The sequence below is a fragment of the Enterococcus sp. 7E2_DIV0204 genome, from assembly GCF_002140855.1.
GTDB lineage: Bacteria > Bacillota > Bacilli > Lactobacillales > Enterococcaceae > Enterococcus_L > Enterococcus_L lemimoniae.
Map to the genome: position 1 here is coordinate 2,368,010 of NZ_NGKY01000001.1, position 23,191 is coordinate 2,391,200.

At 34.8% G+C, this 23,191-nt stretch carries 24 protein-coding genes; 21 read left to right on the plus strand and 3 right to left on the minus strand.

Features of this window, described 5'->3' with window-relative positions:
- Positions 1-22: 22 nt before the first annotated feature.
- From ligA to A5819_RS19810, 9 genes are all read left to right on the plus strand, one after another.
- Positions 23-2,068: an NAD-dependent DNA ligase LigA gene (gene ligA / locus A5819_RS11030; protein WP_086278842.1), complete on the plus strand. Its 2,046-nt coding sequence runs from the start codon at positions 23-25 to the stop codon at positions 2,066-2,068.
- 200 nt (positions 2,069-2,268) lie between these two features.
- Positions 2,269-2,574 carry an Asp-tRNA(Asn)/Glu-tRNA(Gln) amidotransferase subunit GatC gene (gene gatC / locus A5819_RS11035; RefSeq protein WP_086278843.1) on the plus strand — a complete coding sequence of 102 codons (306 nt, stop codon included), beginning with the start codon at positions 2,269-2,271 and terminating at the stop codon, positions 2,572-2,574.
- Complete coding sequence (gatA, locus tag A5819_RS11040) at positions 2,574-4,043, plus strand: Asp-tRNA(Asn)/Glu-tRNA(Gln) amidotransferase subunit GatA (RefSeq protein WP_086278844.1); 1,470 nt, start codon at positions 2,574-2,576, stop codon at positions 4,041-4,043. Before gatC ends, gatA begins: the two co-directional genes overlap by 1 nt.
- Complete coding sequence (gene gatB, locus A5819_RS11045) at positions 4,043-5,473, plus strand: Asp-tRNA(Asn)/Glu-tRNA(Gln) amidotransferase subunit GatB (protein ID WP_086278845.1); 1,431 nt, start codon at positions 4,043-4,045, stop codon at positions 5,471-5,473. The genes gatA and gatB overlap by 1 nt, the downstream gene beginning before the upstream one ends.
- Before the next feature lie 16 nt (positions 5,474-5,489).
- The gene (locus tag A5819_RS11050) at positions 5,490-6,548 is read left to right on the plus strand and encodes a diacylglycerol kinase (RefSeq protein WP_086279677.1); all 1,059 of its coding nucleotides are present in this window, start codon (positions 5,490-5,492) and stop codon (positions 6,546-6,548) included.
- Between the two features lie 264 nt (positions 6,549-6,812).
- Complete coding sequence (gene pnuC, locus A5819_RS11055) at positions 6,813-7,502, plus strand: nicotinamide riboside transporter PnuC (protein WP_176271413.1); 690 nt, start codon at positions 6,813-6,815, stop codon at positions 7,500-7,502.
- 12 nt (positions 7,503-7,514) lie between these two features.
- On the plus strand, positions 7,515-8,156 hold the full coding sequence (locus A5819_RS11060; RefSeq protein ID WP_086278846.1) for a deoxynucleoside kinase: 642 nt from the start codon (positions 7,515-7,517) through the stop codon (positions 8,154-8,156).
- Between the two features lie 120 nt (positions 8,157-8,276).
- Positions 8,277-9,647: a 23S rRNA (uracil(1939)-C(5))-methyltransferase RlmD gene (gene rlmD / locus A5819_RS11065; RefSeq protein WP_086278847.1), complete on the plus strand. Its 1,371-nt coding sequence runs from the start codon at positions 8,277-8,279 to the stop codon at positions 9,645-9,647.
- Between the two features lie 2 nt (positions 9,648-9,649).
- Positions 9,650-9,778 (plus strand): hypothetical protein, encoded by a 129-nt coding sequence (locus tag A5819_RS19810; protein WP_010765698.1) that lies wholly within the window; start codon positions 9,650-9,652, stop codon positions 9,776-9,778.
- A 93-nt stretch (positions 9,779-9,871) separates the two neighbouring features.
- On the opposite strand, the gene A5819_RS11070 is transcribed toward A5819_RS19810, so the two are convergent.
- The gene (locus A5819_RS11070; RefSeq protein WP_086278848.1) at positions 9,872-10,243 is read right to left on the minus strand and encodes a MerR family transcriptional regulator; all 372 of its coding nucleotides are present in this window, start codon (positions 10,241-10,243) and stop codon (positions 9,872-9,874) included.
- A 478-nt stretch (positions 10,244-10,721) separates the two neighbouring features.
- On the opposite strand from A5819_RS11070, the gene A5819_RS11075 reads away from it, so the two are divergent.
- Both A5819_RS11075 and A5819_RS11080 read left to right on the plus strand, forming a co-directional pair.
- Positions 10,722-10,949 (plus strand): helix-turn-helix transcriptional regulator, encoded by a 228-nt coding sequence (locus A5819_RS11075; RefSeq protein WP_086278849.1) that lies wholly within the window; start codon positions 10,722-10,724, stop codon positions 10,947-10,949.
- 224 nt (positions 10,950-11,173) lie between these two features.
- Positions 11,174-11,752, plus strand: coding sequence for a GNAT family N-acetyltransferase (locus A5819_RS11080; RefSeq protein WP_086278851.1), 579 nt, complete (start codon positions 11,174-11,176; stop codon positions 11,750-11,752).
- Between the two features lie 1,458 nt (positions 11,753-13,210).
- Here the strand turns inward: A5819_RS11080 and A5819_RS11085 are convergent.
- The gene (locus A5819_RS11085; RefSeq protein WP_254907258.1) at positions 13,211-13,492 is read right to left on the minus strand and encodes an iron chaperone; all 282 of its coding nucleotides are present in this window, start codon (positions 13,490-13,492) and stop codon (positions 13,211-13,213) included.
- Between the two features lie 113 nt (positions 13,493-13,605).
- Here A5819_RS11085 and A5819_RS11090 point away from each other — a divergent pair, with 113 nt between their 5' ends.
- From A5819_RS11090 to A5819_RS11110, 5 genes are all read left to right on the plus strand, one after another.
- A complete protein-coding gene (locus A5819_RS11090) occupies positions 13,606-14,154 on the plus strand; it encodes a DUF1697 domain-containing protein (RefSeq protein ID WP_086278852.1) in 549 nt (182 codons plus the stop codon).
- An 84-nt stretch (positions 14,155-14,238) separates the two neighbouring features.
- Positions 14,239-15,087, plus strand: a complete 849-nt coding sequence (locus tag A5819_RS11095) for an SDR family oxidoreductase (RefSeq protein ID WP_086278853.1) — start codon at positions 14,239-14,241, stop codon at positions 15,085-15,087.
- Complete coding sequence (locus A5819_RS11100) at positions 15,088-15,486, plus strand: MerR family transcriptional regulator (RefSeq protein ID WP_086278854.1); 399 nt, start codon at positions 15,088-15,090, stop codon at positions 15,484-15,486.
- A 325-nt stretch (positions 15,487-15,811) separates the two neighbouring features.
- A complete protein-coding gene (locus A5819_RS11105) occupies positions 15,812-16,078 on the plus strand; it encodes a hypothetical protein (protein WP_139843297.1) in 267 nt (88 codons plus the stop codon).
- A 15-nt stretch (positions 16,079-16,093) separates the two neighbouring features.
- Positions 16,094-17,176: a hydrolase gene (locus tag A5819_RS11110; RefSeq protein WP_086278856.1), complete on the plus strand. Its 1,083-nt coding sequence runs from the start codon at positions 16,094-16,096 to the stop codon at positions 17,174-17,176.
- Positions 17,177-17,629: 453 nt separating this feature from the next.
- Here the strand turns inward: A5819_RS11110 and A5819_RS11115 are convergent, their stop codons facing one another.
- A complete protein-coding gene (locus tag A5819_RS11115) occupies positions 17,630-18,415 on the minus strand; it encodes a PHP domain-containing protein (RefSeq protein ID WP_086278858.1) in 786 nt (261 codons plus the stop codon).
- A gap of 170 nt (positions 18,416-18,585) precedes the next feature.
- On the opposite strand from A5819_RS11115, the gene A5819_RS11120 reads away from it, so the two are divergent.
- From A5819_RS11120 to A5819_RS11140, 5 genes are read left to right on the plus strand one after another with little or no spacing between them, the layout of a single operon-like run.
- Complete coding sequence (locus A5819_RS11120; RefSeq protein WP_086278859.1) at positions 18,586-19,680, plus strand: ABC transporter substrate-binding protein; 1,095 nt, start codon at positions 18,586-18,588, stop codon at positions 19,678-19,680.
- A complete protein-coding gene (locus tag A5819_RS11125; protein ID WP_086278860.1) occupies positions 19,667-20,443 on the plus strand; it encodes an alkaline phosphatase family protein in 777 nt (258 codons plus the stop codon). Before A5819_RS11120 ends, A5819_RS11125 begins: the two co-directional genes overlap by 14 nt.
- 12 nt (positions 20,444-20,455) lie before the next feature.
- Complete coding sequence (locus A5819_RS11130; RefSeq protein ID WP_086353051.1) at positions 20,456-21,283, plus strand: ABC transporter permease subunit; 828 nt, start codon at positions 20,456-20,458, stop codon at positions 21,281-21,283.
- Positions 21,280-22,143: an ABC transporter permease gene (locus tag A5819_RS11135; protein ID WP_086278863.1), complete on the plus strand. Its 864-nt coding sequence runs from the start codon at positions 21,280-21,282 to the stop codon at positions 22,141-22,143. Before A5819_RS11130 ends, A5819_RS11135 begins: the two co-directional genes overlap by 4 nt.
- Positions 22,140-23,141, plus strand: coding sequence for an ABC transporter ATP-binding protein (locus A5819_RS11140; RefSeq protein ID WP_086278864.1), 1,002 nt, complete (start codon positions 22,140-22,142; stop codon positions 23,139-23,141). The genes A5819_RS11135 and A5819_RS11140 overlap by 4 nt, the downstream gene beginning before the upstream one ends.
- Positions 23,142-23,191 lie beyond the last annotated feature (50 nt).

Consider the following 23,191-nt stretch of genomic DNA (forward strand, 5'->3'; position numbering starts at 1 on the left):
CTTTAAATTTAGGAGGGGTATCATGGCGGAATTTCCATTAACATTAGCCGAAGCGACAGACAAAGCAAAAGAGTTACGGACGCAGCTTAATCAATATTCTCATGAGTATTATGTAGCTGATAAGCCGACCGTAGAAGATTATGTGTATGATCGCTTGTATAAAGAATTAGTCGACATAGAAACTGAATATCCAGACTTGATTACTTCTGATTCACCAACGCAACGAGTTGGCGGTAAGATTTTACAAGGTTTTGAAAAAGTTACCCATGAAGTTCAGATGTATAGTTTGAATGATGGTTTTAGTAAAGAAGATATTTATGATTTTGACGAGCGTGTCCAGAAGTTAGCAGGGAAACAAGTTGGTTACTGCTGTGAGCTGAAAATAGATGGTCTAGCGATTTCATTAAAATATGAAAATGGAAAGTTCGTTCAAGGGGCAACCCGTGGAGATGGCACAATTGGTGAAAATATCACGGAAAATTTAAAAACAGTTAAGTCAATTCCTTTAGAATTGAAAAAGCCAATTTCAGTGGAAGTCCGTGGCGAATGTTACATGCCAAAACAATCATTTGTTAATTTAAATAAAGAGCGAGAAGAAGCAGGACAAGATGTTTTTGCTAATCCAAGAAATGCCGCTGCTGGTAGTTTACGTCAATTGGATACAAGTATGGTGGCTAAACGAAATCTCAGCACTTTTTTATATACAGTGGCCGATTTTGGACCAATGACGGCACAAACTCAATTTGACGCATTAAATGAATTATCAGAAATTGGATTTAGAACCAATCCTGAGAAAAAATTATGTCAAACAATTGATGAAGTTTGGGCTTATATTGAAGAATACCATGAAAAACGGATGGAATTACCTTATGAGATTGACGGAATCGTGATCAAGGTCAATGAATTTACGATTCAAGATGAATTAGGTTTCACTGTAAAAGCTCCTCGTTGGGCGATTGCATATAAGTTTCCGCCAGAAGAAGCACAAACAGTAGTGGAAGAAATCGAATGGACGATCGGTCGGACTGGTGTTGTAACGCCAACGGCTGTGATGCAACCAGTTCGAGTAGCAGGAACGACTGTGAGTCGTGCAAGCTTGCATAATGCTGATTTTATTGCGATGAAAGATATTCGTTTGAATGACACTGTGATCATTTACAAAGCAGGCGATATTATTCCAGAAGTTGCTCAAGTCTTGACCGAAAAACGGGATGATAGTAGTCAACCTTATCAAATTCCAACGCATTGTCCTGTTTGTAATAGCGAGTTAGTTCATTTAGACGAAGAAGTAGCCTTACGTTGTATAAATCCTAAGTGCCCAGCCCAGATCAAAGAAGGCTTGAATCATTTTGTTTCAAGAAATGCAATGAACATTGACGGATTAGGTCCACGTGTATTAGAACAAATGTATGATACTAACTTAGTTGCTGATGTAGCAGATCTGTACTTTTTAACGGAAGAACAATTAATGACGTTGGAAAAAATCAAAGAAAAATCAGCAAATAACATCTACAAAGCAATTGCTGCAAGTCGTGACAATTCGGTTGAGCGCTTGATTTTTGGTTTAGGCATTCGTCATGTAGGTTCGAAGGCAGCTAAGGTGTTAGCAGAACATTTTGGGGATCTTTGGGCAATTAGTAAAGCGACAAAAGAAGAAGTTGTAGCACTAGATTCGATGGGCGAAATCATAGCAGATAGTCTGGTCACATATTTTGATAATGAAGAAGTGCATGAATTGATGGATGAGTTGACTAAAGCTGGTGTGAATTTTGACTATAAAGGGATTCGTACAGCCCAACTTGAAGCTGTAGAGTCACCATTTAAAGATAAGACAGTCGTTTTAACAGGAAAATTGACGCATTACAATCGAGAAGAAGCGAAAGAAAAGATTGAAAATTTAGGCGGTAAAGTGACAGGTAGTGTCTCTAAAAAAACAGACATTGTGGTTGCTGGTGAAGATGCCGGTAGTAAATTGACGAAGGCGCAAGACCTTGGAATCGAAGTCTGGGATGAACAACAAATGGTCACAGCAATCGATAATAGCTACACAAAAGAAGAGGATGAGTAGCTTGAAAGTGAAATAAAGTAAGTTTTCAGCTGTATTTTTACATTTACAGTGTATTTTCTTTCATCTCTTTCAAAAATTCTTAGAATTTTATGATAGAATAAGAAAAAAGCTGTTTTCTTAACGTGAAACATTGTTCAACAGTATAAAAAATGAACTAGTGAGCTCTTAATTGAGTTTTTCTAATGGAAAGAAGGGTACCCATGGCAATCAGTGAAGAACAAGCAAAACATGTAGCCAAGTTGTCTAAATTGTCTTTTTCCGATGGAGAATTAAAAGACTTTACCGATCAACTAGGTAAAATTATCGACATGGTAGAATTATTAGAAGAAGTAGATACGGAAGGTGTTCCATTTACCTCTAATGTAGCGCAATCGATCAATGTAATGCGAGAAGATGTCGTTACACCTGGTATGGATCGCAATGAATTAATGAAAAACGTACCTGAATCAGAAAATGGCTATATCAAAGTGCCAGCAATTATCGACAATGGGGAGGCTGGTGCATAATGGAAAAATTATATGATAAGTCACTAACAGAATTGCATGATTTACTTGTTTCTAAAGAAATCACTGCAACAGATTTAACACATGCTACGTTAAATCGTATCAATGAGACAGAAAAAGACGTGGATTCGTTTATTACGATCAGCGATGAAAAAGCCTTAGAATTAGCGAAAGCTATCGACCTGAAAGGCATCACAGAATCAAATCCTTTAGCTGGTATTCCAATCGGAATCAAAGATAACATCGTAACCAAAGATATTTTGACAACAGCAGCGTCAAAAATGCTCCACAACTTTAATCCAATCTATGATGCAACAGTAATGGATAAAGTCTATCAAGCAGATATGATCCCTGTTGGGAAATTGAACATGGATGAATTTGCGATGGGCGCAAGTACAGAAACATCATACTTTAAGAAAACGAAAAACGCTTGGGATCATTCCAAAGTTCCTGGTGGTTCTTCAGGTGGTTCAGCAGCAGCTGTCGCAGCAGGACAAATCCCAGTTTCTTTAGGAAGCGATACTGGCGGAAGTATTCGCCAACCTGCTTCATTCAATGGCATCGTTGGAATGAAACCGACTTATGGACGTGTTTCACGTTTTGGTTTGATTGCATTTTCTTCAAGTTTAGATCAAATTGGTCCAATGACAAGAAACGTTCAAGACAATGCATTAGCTTTAAATGCTATTAGCGGTTTTGATGAAAAAGATGGTACATCTGCTGGCGCGTCTGTTCCTGACTTTACAGCTGGTTTAACAGGTGATATCAAAGGCATGAAAGTGGCTCTGCCTAAAGAATATCTTGGTGAAGGTGTGGATGCTGGCGTTCGTGAAGCAGTTCTGAAAGCAGCAGAAACATTTAAAGCGTTAGGCGCAACAGTCGAAGAAGTTAGTTTACCGCATTCTAAGTATGGGGTTGCTGTGTATTATATTATCGCTTCATCAGAAGCAAGTTCAAACTTACAACGTTTCGATGGTATTCGTTATGGTTACCGTTCAGAAAACGTAAAAAATCTTGAAGATGTTTATGTAAATTCTCGATCTGAAGGATTCGGTATCGAAGTAAAACGTCGTATTATGTTAGGTACTTTCTCATTAAGTGCTGGTTATTACGATGCCTACTTCAAAAAGGCTGGACAAGTTAGAACCTTGATTAAACAAGACTTTGATAATGTTTTTGAAAAATACGATATCATCATTGGTCCTGCTTCACCGACTGTAGCATTTGGTTTAGGAGAAAATATCAATGATCCAATTACCATGTACATGAATGACTTATTGACGATTCCAGTGAACTTAGCTGGACTACCTGGTATGTCAGTACCAGCAGGATTTTCAGAAGGCTTGCCAGTCGGCTTACAAATTATTGGGAAACCATTCGATGAAAGTACGATGTATAAAGCAGCGTATGCATTTGAACAAGCAACGGATTTCCATACGAAAAAACCTGTGATCTTAGGGGGGAATGACTAATGAATTTTGAAACTGTCATTGGACTTGAGGTCCATGTAGAATTAAAGACAAATTCTAAAATCTTTTCACCTGCGCCAGCTCATTTTGGTGCAGAACCAAATAGCAATACTAATGTGATCGACTGGGGTTACCCAGGCGTATTACCTGTTATGAATAAACAAGCACTTGAATTTGGCATGAAAGCAGCGCTTGCGTTAAATTGTGAGATTTCAAAAGACACTCATTTTGACCGTAAAAACTATTTCTACCCAGATAATCCCAAAGCTTATCAAATTTCGCAATTCGATCAACCAATCGGTCACGATGGCTGGATCGACATCGAAGTGGAAGGCAAAACAAAACGCATTCGTATTGAACGTGTCCATTTAGAAGAAGATGCTGGTAAAAATATTCACGGTGACGGCGGTTATTCTTATGTTGATTTAAACCGTCAAGGTACACCACTGATCGAAATCGTTTCAGAAGCTGACATGCGTTCACCAGAAGAAGCCTATGCATATTTAGAAGCTATTCGTTCAATCATTCTATTTACAGGCGTTTCAGATGTAAAAATGGAAGAAGGGTCAATGCGTTGTGATGCGAACATTTCTTTACGTCCTTATGGCCAAGAAGAATTCGGTACAAAAGCAGAGCTTAAAAACTTAAACTCAATGAGTTTTGTAAAAAAAGGTCTTGCCTTTGAAGAAAAACGCCAAGCAAAAGTGTTGCTATCTGGTGGAGAAATCCAACAAGAAACACGTCGCTTTGATGAAACAACCAATAAGACATTATTGATGCGTGTCAAAGAAGGATCAAGTGATTACCGTTACTTCCCAGAACCAGATGTGCCACGTTTTGCGATCGATGATGAATGGATTGAAAAAGTTCGTCATAGCTTACCAGAAATGCCGGCCTCTCGTCGTGCTCGTTATATTAAAGAATTAGGCTTACCAGAATACGATGCAATGGTTCTAACACTAACTAAAGAAATGTCTGACTTCTTTGAAGCTGCTTTAAATGAAGGTGCGGATGCGAAACAAGTGTCTAACTGGTTGATGGGTGAAGTTTCAGCATATCTAAACAGCGAAAAAATCGAATTGGCAGACACTAAATTAACACCTGCCAACTTAGCTGGCATGATTACTTTAGTAGCAGATGGAACGATTAGTTCGAAAATCGCTAAAAAAGTCTTCAAAGAGTTGATCGAAAATGGCGGAGATGCCAAAGAAGTGGTTGAAGCTAAAGGGTTAGTTCAATTATCTGACCCATCACAATTACTACCGATCATCAATGAGGTACTAGATAATAATCAACAATCTGTCGACGATTTCAAAAATGGAAAAGATCGTGCAGTTGGCTTTTTAGTTGGTCAAATCATGAAAGCTACAAAAGGCCAAGCCAATCCAGGTGTTGTTAACAAATTACTTCAAGAAGAATTAGCAAAACGCTAGAAAGCAGCGAAAGATGATGAAAAAAGCAAGAGTGATTTATAATCCAACTTCAGGTAAAGAGTTAGTGAAGAAAAACCTAGCTGATATTCTTTCTGTGGTGGAAGAATGCGGATATGAAACCAGTACTTTTGCTACAACTCCAGAAGAGAATTCTGCAAAAAACGAAGCTCGCCGAGTGGCAGAGTTAGGCTTTGACCTAATTGTTGCAGCCGGCGGTGACGGAACGATCAATGAAGTTGTAAATGGGATCGCTCCTTTAGAAAAAAGACCAACAATGGCGATCATTCCTGCTGGAACAACCAATGATTATGCAAGAGCATTGAAAATCCCTAGAGATAATATTCTTAAAGCAGCCGAAGTCATCAAAAAAAATCAAACAGTTAAAATGGATATTGGGAAAGCGCAGGATAGCTATTTTATCAATATTGCGGCAGGTGGTCATTTAACAGAATTGACGTATGAGGTCCCTTCAGAACTCAAAAGTATTTTTGGCTACTTAGCTTATTTAGCAAAAGGTGCTGAAATGTTACCACGAGTGAAACCAATCAAGATGCGCATGGAATATGATGAAGGTGTTTATGAAGGGAATGCTTCAATGTTTTTCTTAGGCTTGACTAATTCTGTTGGTGGTTTTGAAAAGATTGCACCTGACGCGAAGCTTGATGATGGAAAATTCTCTTTGATTATTGTGAAGACAGCTAATGTATTTGAAATTCTACACTTAGCAGCGCTGATGCTAAACGGCGGTAAACACATAGAAGATAATCGTTTGATCTATACTAAGACTAGCCATTTACGTGCAGAAACACTTGAACCAAATAGTCGTATGATGATCAATTTAGATGGAGAATACGGCGGTGATGCACCGATGGAATTTACGAATTTACATCAGCATATCGAAATGTTTGCCAATGCAGATGCTATTCCCTCTAACGCAATCATGGGGTCTGTTTTAGATGATTACGATGATGATTCAGATGAAGAAGATGAATATCTGGAAACAAGTAAAGAGTTTGTCAAAGAAGTAGAACGCTTGACCGAAGAAGACATTGATAATAATGGAAAAATTGGTTAAGCATTTAAAATAAAAAAGAGTATCTAAGACAATTTTGTCTTAGATATTTTTTATTTTGATAGATACAATTTGAAAAATGAAAACAAATAATACACAATATATAGATTATTAAAATTAAAAAACACAATATGTTGTATAAAAAATGTCTCATAATCAATAATTGAGAAGGATTCTCATTGACTTGTGTTTGAAACAGAGGTAAATTAAATAAGTCGTCATCTCTGCAGAAAATGATAAATAAGACAAGTGAGAGGTTTGTTTGGAATGAGTTCAAATTTTATTATCAATGATTTTAAAGGATGGGAGCGAAAGAACTATCTTTTTTTACTTACGATGATTGGTGTACAATTAGTTGCGTTTTCGTTTAACCCTTCTAGCTGGATTACTTTAGTAGGCGGATTATCTGGTATTATTTGTGTTAACCTAATCGCTCAAGGCAAAGCGAGCAATTACATTTTTGGGTTTATAAGTGCATTGATCATAGGGTATTTTGGTTTTAAAACGCGAGTATATGCTGAAGTTTTACTTCAAAGTTTTTACATTATAATGGATGTTACTGGTCTATATGCTTGGTTAAAAGCTAGCGAAGATGGATCTGGGAATGTAACTGACGTGAAAACATTGAAAGGTATCCAGTGGCTGTATGCGGGGTTAGTTTGGTTTGGAATCGGTATGATTGCCTATTTTCTTTTAGGCTTTGTCAATGATGCCCAGCAAACGTTAGATGCCATAACATTCAGTGTTTCGGCAACTGGCATGCTATTGATGATCAAAAGATACCAGTCACAATTTTTATTTTGGTTATTAGGAAATATTTTTTCTTTAGTCTTATGGTTTAGAGCAGGAACACATGCTGGTGGAGACTATGCTTTGTTTGTTATGTATTGTATGTATACATTTAATTCTATTTACGGTATGATTCATTGGTTAAAATTAAAAAATAAACAATATTAGGTAGGGAGTTCGATGGCAGTGATCGTTTTAGCAGGCACAATTGGTGCAGGAAAATCTAGTTTAACAGAAATTATTTCAGAACATTTAGGGTCGGAGGCTTTTTATGAATCAGTGGATGATAATGAAGTTTTACCTTTATTTTATGCAGATCCTAAAAAATATGCCTTTTTACTACAAATCTATTTCTTAAATAAACGCTTTGATAGTATTAAACAAGCCCTTTCTCATGAAAATAATGTCTTGGATCGCTCGATCTATGAAGATTCTTTATTATTTCATTTAAATGCAGATTTAGGGAGAGCAAATGAAACAGAAGTAAAAGTTTATGATTCGTTATTAGAGAATATGCTGCAAGAATTGCCATATGCGGCTCAAAAAAAGCGACCAGATTTATTAGTGCATATTAAAATATCTTTTCCAAAAATGTTGGAACGAATCAAAAGACGGGGCCGGATTTATGAACAAGTAGAACAAGATCCAGCGTTATATGATTACTATAAAGAGTTAAATAGCCGTTATGAAACATGGTTTGAAGAATATAATGAGAGTCCGAAAATCCAAATCGATGGCGATCAGTATGATTTTATTGAAAGCGAAGAAGCAAAAAATCAAGTGATTCAACTAATTGAACAGAAGTTAGCTGAAATCGACTAAAAACAATAAGCCAAATTCTAACCTATTTTTTCTTCTTTTAGCTGTAGAAACAAACTCTCTATTGCTTTTCTAGCATTTTTTCATTAGAATGGGAGAAGCGCATTAAAGAAGGAGCGACTTATGAATAATTTTCCAGTAAACAAAAATGAAACAATCGAAGTTGATATTATTGATTTGACACATGAAGGAATGGGTGTTGCCAAAGTTGATGGTTACCCACTTTTTATAGAAGATGCTTTGCCAGGTGAAAAAATTGAAATCAAAGTGCTGAAAGTCGGAAAAAGTTTTGGCTACGGAAAAGTAGTGACGATTTTAAAATCAAGTGAAGACCGTGTACCAGTTAAAGATGCGAATTTTACAAAAGTTGGGATCAGCCCATTACAGCATTTAGCCTATGGTGCTCAATTAACATTTAAAACTGACCAAGTAAAAAATGTAATGCAACGTGTTGCAAAATTACCGGATGTTCCTGTTTTAGATACGTTAGGCATGAACAATCCTTGGGGTTACCGTAATAAAGCACAGATCCCAGTGAGAAAAATTGGGGACAAACTACAAACTGGATTCTTCAGAAAAAACAGTCATGATCTAATTCCTTTAGAACATTTCTATATTCAAGATCCCAAAATCGATGAAGCAGTGATTAAGATCCGTGATATCATGAGACGTTACAGCATCAAACCTTATAACGAATCAGATAACACAGGAAACTTACGTCATATTGTTGTTCGTCGTGGCTACCACACGGGTGAGATGATGGTTGTGTTGATTACACGAACAGCAAAATTATTCCCAACAAGTAAAATTATTCCTGATATTTTAAAAGCTTTACCAGAAGTAGTCAGCATCGTGCAAAACGTCAATCCGAAGAAAACCAACGTGATTTTTGGGGATGAAACGATTCTATTACATGGTGAAGATAAAATGATCGATACGATTTTTGATTTGAAATTTGAAATCTCATCTCGTTCGTTCTATCAAGTAAATCCGCAACAAACAGAAGTAATGTACAATAAAGTCAAAGAATACGCTGCGTTAACGGGCGATGAAATCGTTGTAGATGCGTATTGTGGAATCGGTACGATTGGTTTAACCTTAGCCAAAGATGCCAAACACGTTTATGGTGTGGAAGTCATTGAAGAAGCAGTGAAAAATGCGGAAAGTAATGCCAAATTGAACGAAATCACAAACGCAACCTTTACTGCTGGTTTAGCGGAAGAAGCACTACCAAGAATGATCGAAAATGACATCAAGCCTGATGTTGTGATCGTCGATCCTCCACGTAAAGGGTTAGAAGCAAGTTTAGTTGAGACCTTGATTGAAACAAAACCAGCACGAATCGTTTATGTGAGTTGTAATCCAGCAACATTGGCACGTGATTTGGCTCTACTTGTTGAAGGCGGTTTTGAAGTCAAAGAAGTCCAACCAGTTGATAACTTCCCACAAACAACACATATCGAGTCGGTGACTCTATTGACAAGGGCGGTGTAATAATGGATACAAAAAAGAAAATGCTTGAATTAATCAAAAAGAAACAAAGCGGTGGCCGTTCAAAACAAATGGAAACACCTAAAAATGATCGTAAAAACATGCGTAAAGGGCCGAAAATTTATAATAAATAGGACCTAATTGAACTAAAGAAAGAGAGTAGTCTAAACGGCCGATGCTGTTTAGACTACTCTTTTTCTTTCACTACATTCGTCAATAAAGCAAGATTAATTTTTTTGACTATTTTCTATTCTCGTTTTATACACTTCTATTTTATGATCCAGCATATCAATTCCTTCTTCAATTTGTTCCATTTCTTTTAATGCAATTGCTTTTTGTTTTTTTAACAGATCCAAGCGATTTTGATTCGTAGAGTCTCCTTCATACCACCAAACAAGATATTGCTTAATATTTTCAATCGTCATACCCGTTTTTTTCAAATGCATAAAAAAATCGATCCATTCCTTATTGCGGTCATCATAAATCCTAATATTATTCTGATCTCTTTTAACTGTGATCAATCCTTCTTTCTCATAAAAACGCAGAGTATAGGGTGTCAGACCAGTCATTTTTGAAAATTCATGAATTTTATAAGCCAACGGAAATTCCTCCTCTAGTATTCTTACTATTAGTTTACCACTTAGAGTTGACTCTAGGTCAAATAGAAATAAACTAGCTGGGCTTGGTTTTAAAGCAGTCACAGTCTTAAGCCTTTTTCTTAGAACGACTATCATGCCAATTACAAATCGTTACTTGGTAAGCAATACCTAAAATGAATTCAATCATTGTTTTTCCTCCCTATCAATCTATTTACATAAACTTTAGCATGAGTAGGGAAAAGAGCCTACTTACAACTGACAAGAGAAACGTACAATGATATAAGGAGCTAAAGTGATCAGTAGTAGAGAGTGGTTCGTTAAATGGTAAAAAAGAAGTGAATAATTTACTGAACCCTTGATAAGCGTCACTCGAAAAGTATTCCCTACTTTATAATTTTATGTTAACATTAAGACGTTAAAAGTTTAATAAATAGTAAAAATACATATTTGTGGAATGAAAACAAGAAAGGAGTCTATAATGGTAAAAAGTAAAATAACTGAAATGTATGTAAACACTTATAGAGCCTCAGCTGAACTGTCACAGGATGATCTTGCGACTAGAGTTGGGGTTGCAAGACAAACAATCATTAATTTAGAAAAAAATAAGCATAATCCATCTTTATTATTGATGTATGCCATTTCAGAAGAATTAGGCACAACGATTGAAGAATTAGTTCGTTTTGAGAAATTAGAAGAGAATGAGTAGAACAACGATAGAGTCCTCTGTTTTGTACTAATAAAAGGAAGATATGCAACCGATTAATGCCAATATTATTTTTTTATCTATTATAATTCTAGTTGATTCTATCTTATATTTGGTAGAATGGATTAGAGTTATAATTATGTAGTATTAACGGAATTAAGACCTAAGTATTTTTTTATGTTTAACTAGTTGACTAGGTAAAAAAATAAACCTTAAGGAGAAACGCATTGATTGAAACAAAAAGATTAATCATTCGAACAATTGAAAAAACAGAAACAAATCTGAATGCGTTATACATCCTATTATCTGATGAAGACGTAAATAGATATCTTCCTTGGTATCCTGTAAAGGATAGAGATGAAACTAAGCAGTTTTATGAGACACAGATCGAATCGAATTACAAAAAACAAGGTGGTTTTTATTTTGTCATTTGTCTTAAAGAAAATCCGCATCCAATTGGCTATATTGTAGTAAGTGGTGCAAAAAGCCATGATTTTGGTTATGGTTTATTGAAAGAGTATTGGGGCTTAGGACTGGTTACAGAGGCCAGTGAGGCAATTATCGATTTTTTGAGAGTACAAGGTTGGCTGTATATTACAGCTACACATGATATCCATAATATTGGTAGTGGCAAAGTCATGCAAAAAATTGGCATGAGCTACAAATATTCGTACAAAGAGCAGTGGCAGCCTAAGAATCTAGAGGTGACATTTAGATTGTATCAATTGAATTTAGATAATAATCAAGAAAGAATCTATACGGAATATTGGGATAGGTATACAGATCATTTTATAGAAGATTTATAGAGCAGGAGCAAAGTACGAAACAATTGTGCCATTTTGATTTAACTTGTAAAATTGAAAAAAATAGAATTAAAAACAAACAGCTGTCTACCCCTATGTTGGTAAAATGGTTGGGTTGGTAGTTTACAAAAAAGGAATAGCATTTGGATAAACAGCTGCTTGAACGAACAGGCTCTGCTAACCTGCTTGTTTTTGAAAGTTAGAATCACTAATCCGCCAGATTAATTCTAACTATTACTTGTGAACATAGAATCGTTCGTTACTTTTTATTACTTAGCCTTGTAGATCTCGGAAATTATTTGTTTGCATGTTATTTTCGATTGGTTCTCGCTGTACGCATTGACTTAGCAAGCTTTTCAGACTAAGTAAAAAGTATGGTAGTGATCGATTCTAGGAACACAAGCTCGTAAACACCGAGAGATTACTTTACGAAAGTAATGAGAAAAAGGAGAACTTAGTGTTTACTATTTATAAAAAGAGCGAAAAAATACAGTATTGGCCACCAACCAATACTGTGCAAGAGTTCAATGAATAACCATTCACTACTCAAATTACTAAAAGTTTGTAAAAAACACTAGTATTTCTTACAAAAATTAGGTAAAATGAATAAGTCAATGCATTGACTGGGCAACTTGTATTGTCAGTTTGTGCTGACGATACAGGGCTCTGTAGGAGGATTTGTGGTCTTCTTGCAGAGTGCCTGTTTATTTTGTTTTTCGCTCCAATTATCTAAATAAGCAATAGAAAATTAAAAAAATGGTATTAGTCAGCAACTAATACCATGAAGCGTTCGCTAAATAAATATCAACTAAACACATTGAATTTGCAAAAAAGACTAGTAATCTTTTCTTACTTTTAGTACAATGAGAATAGTCAATAAACAATTGACGGAGGCAACTTGTATTATTAGTTTGTGCTGATAATACAGGGCTCTGCGGGATGATTTGTGGTCCTCCTGCAGAGCGCCTTTTTTTATTTAATATTGTAACACTATATTAACTTAAAGGTGAGAATATAGTCAATATAATTTCGTTAAATAGTAAAAAAATAAGTCGATAGAGTAAAAAATAAGCTTGTGTTATCAGCATTGCTATTTTCTCTCTAAAGAAATTCTTAACATTCTGTTCGGTCTGGACACCAGGCACTAGAAAGAAAGTCTTTTGTTAATTTTTCCGCTTTATATTTTACTGAGGGGAAAGCGAGGTCAAAAAAAATCCTATCTCAGCCAAGATAGGATCGGTTCTTATTTTATCTTTGGGGAAGATAATTAAGTAACTCTCTATGTCTAAATAATAATAGATGTACGCTGATTTTGCTACTTCAATAATTTCTTATCGATAAAACTTTTTTGAATAAAGGTCGTTTTATAGAAGTTATTCACGCCAAAATTTCGTGTAATCGATTTTTTCTTGAACGTTAAAATTGATTATTTTTTAGTAATGAATAGTCAATTGGCTGCTCTCACGTGATCTTGATGATATTATCTGTGTGTTGATAGCCTGATTTCTCAATGTCCTCTTTAAATGTATAAATCGTCACAGTTTCTGGTGCAATGGAAAGATGCTTTTTTGAAGTACTATACGCAATGATAAAAGTACCATGATCGGTAAACATCGGCTGATTCCATTTGATTACAATACTAAATTGCGGATAAGCTTTTATCGTCCATTCAAATAATTCTTCTAAACGCTTACGATGTTCAGGTTCATTAATACTTGAAAAAAATTCATTGATACCTTTCATGATACACCCTCTTTTCTTTCTAGTTATTCTTTTCTCTATTATAATATAGGGACAACATTGAAAAAACTATTTGCTTTAGTGAGGATGAATTATTAAGGTGGTGGGAGTTATATATGGCAACTTATATTGCTTTATTACGCGGCGTTAATGTTGGTGGAAAAAATCGTGTGGTCATGGCAACGTTGAAAGAACGGTTTGAACAGCATGGATTTATAAATGTTAGTACGTATTTAAATAGTGGCAATGTTCTTTTTTCTAGTGAAGAAACGAATATTTTACAACTGACAGAAGATTGTGAAAGACTGATTGAATCTGAGTTTGGGCTTAAAATTATTGTGACGATCGTGTCTGCCAAAATGTTACTGGAAGCATTAGAGCAGATGCCAGAATGGTGGAATACAGATAAAGAATCAAAGCACAATGTGATTTTTGTGATCCCGCCAACAACAACCGAAGAAGTAATCGAATCTGTCGGCGAGGCTAAACCTGAGTACGAAAAAGTTGCTTATCACGAACGAGTCATTTTCTGGTCGGCACCGATCAAAACCTTTTCAAGAAGCCGTTGGTCAAAAATCGTTGGAAGTAAGATGTATAGTCGAATTACAATCAGAAATGCAAACACTGTAAATAAGCTTGAGGAGCTAGTCCGAAAAAATAATTAAAAAAGAACTTGTCTTGGAGGTACCTCCAAGGTTTATACTTTCCTTGTTGACCGATCAAACAACAAAAAGAGAGGAAATATAGAGATGAGTAAAAAGATCTGGTTCATAACAGGAGGTTCAAAAGGATTAGGATTAATGTTAACAAAAGCGTTGCTAAATAATGGGCATGAAGTTATCACAACAAGTCGAAATAAAGAGAGTCTAATTCAAAAGGTCGGACCTGAAAGTCCAGCGTTTTTACCTGTTAGCATGTCGCTGACAGATGAGACAGATATCAAACGTGTAATTGCGTTAGCCGTTGAAAAGTTCGGGAGGATCGATGTCTTAGTAAACAATGCAGGATTTATGGTAGCAGGAGCTGCGGAGGATTTAACGGATGAGGAAGTTCGTGCCTGTTTTGATGTCAATGTGTTTGGGACATTGAATATGATGAGAGCTATTATACCGATCATGCGAAGTCAAAAATCTGGCTATATCATCAATACATCATCGATTTCTGGCCTTTATGCTGGCGCATTTGAATCAACCTATGCCGGAACGAAATTTGCAATCAATGGAATTTGCCAAGCTGTTGCAGAAGAAGTCAAACCGTTTGGGATCCACGTCATCAATGCAGCACCAGGGTATTTGCGAACAGAATTTTTATCAGAAAATTCCTATGCGATGTCTCATATAATCAGTGAGCCATACAAAAAATCAGTAGAAGAACGTTTAGGTTTTGTTGCTGCGATGAATGGGAATCAAGCAGGGGACCCTGAAAAAGTTACTGCACTTTATATGTATGTCGTTGAAATGGCACAACCACCTTTAGAGTTAATGGTAGGTAGTGATGCATACGAGTTAGCTTTAAATATGGCAAATCAGAAAATACAAATGACTGAGCAATATAAAGAATTGTCAGAGTCGATTGATTTTATACAAAAGGAGAAATAGATGACGATTAAAGAAATGGCAGAGCTAGTAGGCATTTCTGCGGATACATTAAGGTATTACGAACGAATTGGCGTAATCCCAGCTGTTACAAGAACAGTTCATGGCGTTCGCGATTATGATGAGATTCACCTTGAATGGATTCAGTCGATCTTAAAATTAAAAGCGTCTGGCATGACATTGGAAATGATCATTGAATATGTTCGTTTAGCGAATGTAGGTGACTCTACGATTGAAGCAAGGAAACAATTATTGGAAGAAGAACAGGAACGTATTACAGCGAAAATCGAAGAGCTACAGGATAGACTGGCGACAATAAATCTTAAAATTGCTGATTATTATGAAGACTTATTGCCTAAGACGACTGCGATGATCAATAAGATGAAACCTAAGATAGACTAAGTGACATAAAAAATAAGAAAAGTGGAAAGTCCTGTGAAAAGGTTTTTCTGCTTTTTTATCCTATATTGAAACTAACTCATTTTACGCTTATAATGAATATTACGTTAAAAAGATGGAAATGTGTTGGGGGAAAAGAAGAATGTGGCAGTTTATAAAAGATAATCTATTTATGATCAAAAGAGCTGGGTTGTTGTATAATTTGAACCTAGAAATACGTTTTTACTTACTTTAATACTTGGGGCAACGCGGATTCCAAGGATTTTAAATAGAAATTTTATTTCAGGTGGTATTTTACTCTTTATATTTATCGTTACGAGTGATTGGGGTGTTTGATGCTGTTACGAGCCTTTTTTATCGAGAACCAGAACCAAAAAAGCAAATGGTTGAAGATAGACATAAGATAACGAGAGCTGCAGTAACAAAGGATGTCTCAAAAGAAAAGTCCAACGAAATCCCAAAAGAGCGAATTAAGATAAGACCCGATCAGGAAAATACGATCAAAGTAGGAAACAAAATCTGTCATTTTTGCGGTGCACCGATGCAGACAAACGAAAGTGTTTGTTCTTATTGTAGAATGGAAAGTACCCAGTAGAAAGTTGAGAAAATCATGAATTTAAGGAAAAGTATTAAAGTATTTTTAAGTGTTCTATCCATTTTTATCGCCATCATTCTAGTTTATGTCGGCTATGTTTTTTTCAGTTATGGAAGAATTGTGGATAACGAGCCTGTTGAAATCACTCAAAAGGCTAAAATGAACCAAACGGCAACAAATAAAGAATACAAAATTTCAACTTTTAACATAGGCTATGGCTCTTACACGCCAGATTACACCTTTTTCATGGATGGCGGTAAACAATCTAAAGCAGTCAGTGAAGCAAGTGTTGTCAAAAATATCTCTGGCGTGATTGATACGACTAAAAAAATCAATCCGGATTTTGCTTTATTTCAAGAGGTTGATGAAAAAGCCACCCGTAGTCGTGGTGTAGATGAAGTGACACAAATCAATCAGCAATTTTCCGATTATACTAGTGTGTTTGCTACCAATTATGATTCAGCGTTTCTGATGTATCCTGTATTAGATCCAATTGGTAAATCAAAATCAGGCATCGTAACATTGAGCAATCACGAGATTGAAAAAAGTACGCGCTATAGCCTACCGATCGAAACCAATGTCAATAAATTCTTTGATTTAGATCGTGCCTTCACGGTCTCAAAAATTCCAGTTGAAAATGGCAAATATTTGATGCTGTATAATGTTCATCTATCGGCCTATATCAAGGATCAAAAAATCCAAAATGAGCAAGTGCATAAATTATTCGATCATATGGAAAATGAATACAAAAAAGGAAATTATGTTGTCGGTGGTGGTGATTTTAATCATGATTTACTCGATTCTTCAACTGAAACATTTAAAAATACCCCAACAGAAGAATACACATGGTTACAACCTTTTCCAAAAGAAGAGCTACCGAAAAATCTACAGGTTGCAACATTGAGTAAAACGAAAATGCCAGTTCCTTCAGTGCGTAACTTAGATAAACCATATATAAAAGGGAAGTCCTTTGTAGCATTGATTGATGGATTTATCATTTCTGATAACGTTGAGAATGTTAATGGAAAAGTGATTGATGCTGAATTTGAGAATTCAGATCATAATCCAGTTGAAATGATATTTAAGCTGAAACCATAAAAATAGAGTAGAAGTAATCAAAAAAAGATTCAGATACCAAGCACTTTCACTTGGTATCTGAATCCTTTTTTTATAATAAATAAGTGTTTGTCAGAGCAACAATAAATTAAATAAGATGAAAACAGAATAATCTATTAATATTCTAAGTAGAATAGCGTAGGACTTTCAACTGATTTAATAAAATCAAACAAGAGATTGGCCTATTAATTATTGTGATTTTTTAATTCTATTAATCGTTCAACTATACAGACCTTAAGTTTATATTTTTATTATATTAAAAGGTGTTTAAAAATTAACAGCTGAACGTAGTTGAGTATTCAATAAGTGATATAGGTAAATAAACAATCCTTTTGATTTGTGCATCGATTTATTATACAGATTTATCTAGATCTCATTTTTTTTAGATTTTTTGATGGCTTGACTTTATTAACAATGATAAAAGGAAGCTTTTTATTAGCTTATTGGAACCAGTGTTAATTGTTGATTATCGTATAAAGCTAATAGTGTAACATCATTTTTTCTAAGTAAATTCTTCATTTCTTCAAAGCCCAACTCATAATCTTGAGCTACATGAGCATCTGAGCCTAAAGTAAACAGAGTTCCTCCAAGTGATATATATAAAGGAATCGCATATTCATAAAGGGCTTTATTTTCATATTTAATAAAACTCTTGGCATTTAATTCAAACGCAATCCTTTTATCAATCATTATTTTAAAAATATCGATAAGATAAGGTTCAGCCATTTTTTTAAATTCATCAACGGATAATTGTAATAGTCTCACTCCATAATCAAAATGAGTAAGTACATTGGCAAACTCAACAGATTGGACAGCATCAAGCATACGTGAATAATAATCATCTATCAAATCTGCGACATCCAAATCTTTTACTGATTCATCCATATAATCAATTGTGCCATTTTGATGAATGCTCAAAAGAATGATGTCATAATGGTTTGATGCTAAAAAATGTTCAATCATTTCTTTATGAGTGTCAACATAACCTACCTCAATACCACGCAATAACTTTGTATCATAGCGACTATGCAAATGGTTGAGTTCTTTTTTGTAAGCACTATATTCGGGAATACTGTCTTCGCCATTTACATATGGATTTTTAAAATCCAAATGCTCTGTTGAAACAAAAATAGTTGGACAAAAACGATCTAAGTAATTTTCAAAGGATTCATTTGAATCGAATGAATGATGTGTGTGCAAATGTTGATCATAATAATTCACTAGGCAACGCTCCTTCTTTTATATGCTATTAGTTTATCATCAAAATATGATTTTTATAGCGTTTTACTAAAAATTTACATTGTTTACAAAAAAAAACTTAGTTTTTGCTATAAATTTACAGTCCAAGAATATAATAATAATTGAAAAAATATTAAAAAGTGAGGTTTACGATGAAAGGTAAATTAGTTAAGGGTCTATTAGGAGTGGCAATAATTGCAGCGTTAACAGGATGCTCATCAGGAACAAACAAAAATAAAGATACAGCTGTCAATACTACTGATAATTTAGAAACAATTATAGAAAAGGCTAAAAAGGAAGGCGAGATCGCCAGTGTTGGAATGCCTGATACATGGGCAAACTGGGTTGGAACTTGGGAGAATATAAAAAGCCAATATGGTATTAATCACAATGATACAGATATGTCTAGTGCAGAAGAGTTAGCAAAGTTTGAATCTGAGGGAGAAAAGGGTACAGCTGATATTGGAGATGTTGGAATAAGCTTCGGACCTTTGGCTGTAAGTAAAGAGTTGACGTTACCATATAAAACATCGTATTGGGATGATATTCCTGATTGGGCAAAAGATGACGCAGGGCACTGGCTGCTTAGTTACACTGGAACAATTTCATTTATGGTAGATAAAGATAATGTTAAAAACGTACCGACCAGTTGGAAAGATTTAAAAAACGGTAACTATAAAGTAGCTGTAGGAGATGTGGCAAAAGCGAATCAAGCTCAATTTGCTGTTTTAGCGGCAGCTATGGCTAACGGTGGGAATGAAGAAGATATTCAACCAGGAATAGATTATTTTAAAGAGATAGCAAAACAAGGTCGAATCTCATCTGTAGATGCATCTCTAGCAAATATAGAAAAAGGAGAAACAGACGTTGTGATTTTATGGGATTTCAACGCTCTAAATTATAGAGATACAATTGATAAAGACCGATTTGAAGTAAGGATTCCAACGGATGGATCGGTTATTAGTGGATATACAACAATAATAAATAAAAATGCACCGCATCCAAATGCAGCGAAATTAGCAAGAGAGTATATATTATCTGATGAAGGACAAATTAATTTGGCCAAAGGGTATGCTCGTCCAATTCGTACAAATGTTAAGTTACCAGAAGATGTTGCAAGTAAATTATTAAAAGATGAGGAATATAAAAGTGCTCAGCCAGTTGAATCAAATGAAAGTTGGGACAAAACGGCTCTAACGCTACCGGAAAAATGGCAAAGTGAGGTTTTAGTCAATGTTAAAAAATAAAGTTGTTTTGATTATTTTAGATGGTTGTCGTTATGATGTTGCGATGAAACAAATGGGTTTTTTAAACAGTTTAGTCGAACATAAGCAAGCACAACTAAAAAAAATGGTAGCGGAAATGCCTAGTAATTCAAGACCGCTTTATGAAGTGATTATGACGGGGCAGCCTATGTATAAAAATGAAATATACACTAATTTAGTGGTACAACAGTCCAAAGAACTATCTATCTTTGAGTTAGTAAAACAAGCTGGTGGAACGACAGGTGTTGCAGGATATTTTTGGATGAGCGAGTTATATAATAGAGCACCTTATAATATATTAACGGATAGAATTCAACATGATGAAGCAAAGTTAATTCAACACGGTATTTTTTACAGTGAAGATACTTATCCTGATTCTCATGTATTCGCTGATGCTAATAGTATTATTTCAACCTATGAACCAGATTTTATGGTGGTTCATTCGATGAATATTGATGATATTGGTCATAAATATACTGCACTTTCTAGAGAATATATGACTCAAGTAAATATCGCTGACACTATTATCGGAACAATTGTTCCTAAGTGGCAAAAAATGGGTTATCAAATCATCGTTACAGCTGATCATGGAATGGATGATTATGGATTACATGGAGGGAGTTTACCACAACATAGAGAAGTACCATTTTATCTATTGAATAACACGACTGAATTGTCTAAAGAAACAGAAATATCTCAATTACAGCTGATGCCAATGATTACGGAGATAATGGGATTAACTTAAAAGGAGTTTATTATGATTAGAAAAAAGAACTACTGGGTGGGATTACTCCCACTTTTTATTATTGCCATTATGTTTTTATTTGTTCCGATTATTTTCATGTTTTTAGCTAGTTTCCAATTAGACGTAACAAACGAATTCAGTATGAATAATTACATTCAAGCACTGACTAATCCATATTACTATCAAGCTTTTGGTAACAGCATTTTAATTGCTGCAGTCTCAAGCGTGATTGGTATTGTTGGTTCTCTCATTTTTTCATATGCTTTGATTGGATTATCAGAATCAGCTCAAGAAAAATTGACTCTCTTTTCTAATCTGGCCGCTAATTTTGCAGGGATTCCATTGGCTTTCGGTTTTATTATTATTTTAGGAAATTCAGGATTGTTGAAAATGGTTTTTCCTATACTAAAGTCGTTTGATTTATATACTTGGAAAGGGTTGGTTTTAACGTATACCTATTTTCAAATACCATTAGCCACATTATTTATTTATCCAGTAATGAGAAAAGTAAAAAAAGAATGGCAGGAAAGTGCTGAGATGCTTGGGGCAACTACTTTTTTATATTTGAGAAAAGTTGTCTTTCCATTCTTAGTTCCAACGATTAGTGGCACATTTGCTATTTTATTTGCTAATGGCATGGGAACCTATGAAACAGCCTATGCACTAGTTAGTAGTAACGTTGGGTTAATAACGACAAGAATTGCTGCTTTAGTTGCAGGTGATGTTTATGCAAAACCAAATGTCGGAAGTACCTTGTCAGTTGTATTTGTGGTTAGTATGATTTGTGTTATTTTCATATCACAGTATACTATGAAAAAGCTTAGAAAGGATTTGGCATGAAAAAAATAAAACGAAATCATCGCTTATTTTCATATATTATCATCACGATTTTAGGGATATATTATTTAACGCCTCTAATTATGACTGGAGTGTATGCCTTTGGAGATGAGTGGGGAAAATCTCTTCTTCCTACTAACTTCACATTTCATTGGTTTAATGAGTTGTTTAATGATCAAGCCTTTTTCTTATCGATTATACGTTCGTTCATTTTATCAACTATAGTTTTAGTAATGATATTAATTGTAATGATTCCAAGTGTTATTATTATTTACTTACACTATCCTAAAATAGATAAATTATTACAGTCTATTTCAGTACTTCCTTACGCAATACCTGGGGTGATTTTAGTGACAGCTTTATTAAAAACTTACTCTAAAACAGGAGTTCCAATGTTTGTTGTATTATGTGGAACATTATTAATTTCTCCAATCATGTATATGGGAATTCGTAATAGCTTACAAGCAATCAATACTAAACAATTGATTGAAGCAGGCCAGATGCTTGGTTCGAACATGATTACAATTATTTTTAAAGTGGTCTTACCTAATTTAAGAGTTGGTATTGTCCTATCAAGTATTATGGTATTTTCTGGTGTATTTGGTGAATATGTTTTAACAAATTTACTCATTGGTGGTCGGTTTGAAACGTTACGCATCTATATGTTACGTCGTATGAATGAAAATGGCCATCTAGCTAGTGCGGTGATGGTATGTTATTTCGTGATGATTTTCTTGAGTGGAATTATTATTTATTATTTTTCGAATAAGCAAAAGCTACAGTTAAAAAAAATTAAACTAACTAAAAAAATAAAAATGAGTCAGGAAATCACAAATTCGGCTGTTGAGGAGAGTCTGCTATGAGCTATCTACGTTTAGAAAACCTATCCTTATCATTTGATAATAAACCAGTATTAAATGATATTTCATTGTCAGTAAAGAAAGGTGAATTAGTAACATTGCTTGGACCGAGTGGTTGTGGAAAGTCAACATTGTTACGTACGATTGCTGGTCTAGAAATTCCAGAAGCGGGAACCATTTATTTGGATAACGTAGAAATACAAGAAAAAGCAAGTAGAGAAAGAAACATTGGAATGGTTTTTCAACAATATGCGTTATTTCCAACGATGACAGTCTATGATAATGTTGCGTTTGGTTTGAATGTAAAAAAAGTAAATAGAAAGCAAGTAAGAGCAAAAGTTGAGAAAATCCTTGAATTGGTTGAATTGACTGAGTTTTCTGATCGGCATGTACCACAGCTCTCAGGAGGACAGCAACAACGTGTCGCTCTGGCTAGAGCATTAGTGGTGGAACCGAAACTTTTACTTTTAGATGAACCGCTTAGTGCATTAGATGCACGAATTAGAAAGCAACTTCAACTTGAAATACGTTTAATTCAAAAAGAGCTAGGGATAACAATGATATTTGTCACACATGATCAGGAAGAAGCTATGAGAATTAGTGATCGAATTTATGTATTATCAGAAGGCGAATTAAAACAAGTCTCATCACCAAAAGAATTATATAGTCAACCGAAAAGTCAATTTGTAGCTGAGTTTATTGGGGATTATAATCAAATTCAATTAACAGATTTAATCGGAAAAATTGATTTTAACCAATCTGATAAATATTTTGCAAGACCTGAAATAATCAGTTTTCAACAAATCCCTGACAGTATTGGAGTTAACGTTGTATACGAACAAGAGATTATATTGGGAAATATCATCCGTTACCAATTTAAAACAAAAGAACAAAAGTTATTATTCGTTGATCGTCTAAATAATGGAGAGAATTTTTCTGTTGAAACAATAGAAAAACTATTTATCCCAGAATGTGAATTATTGGCAATAAAAGACCTGTAAATGATGTTCAATAAGTAATGTATTGCCTTTATGATAGATTATGGCAAAAA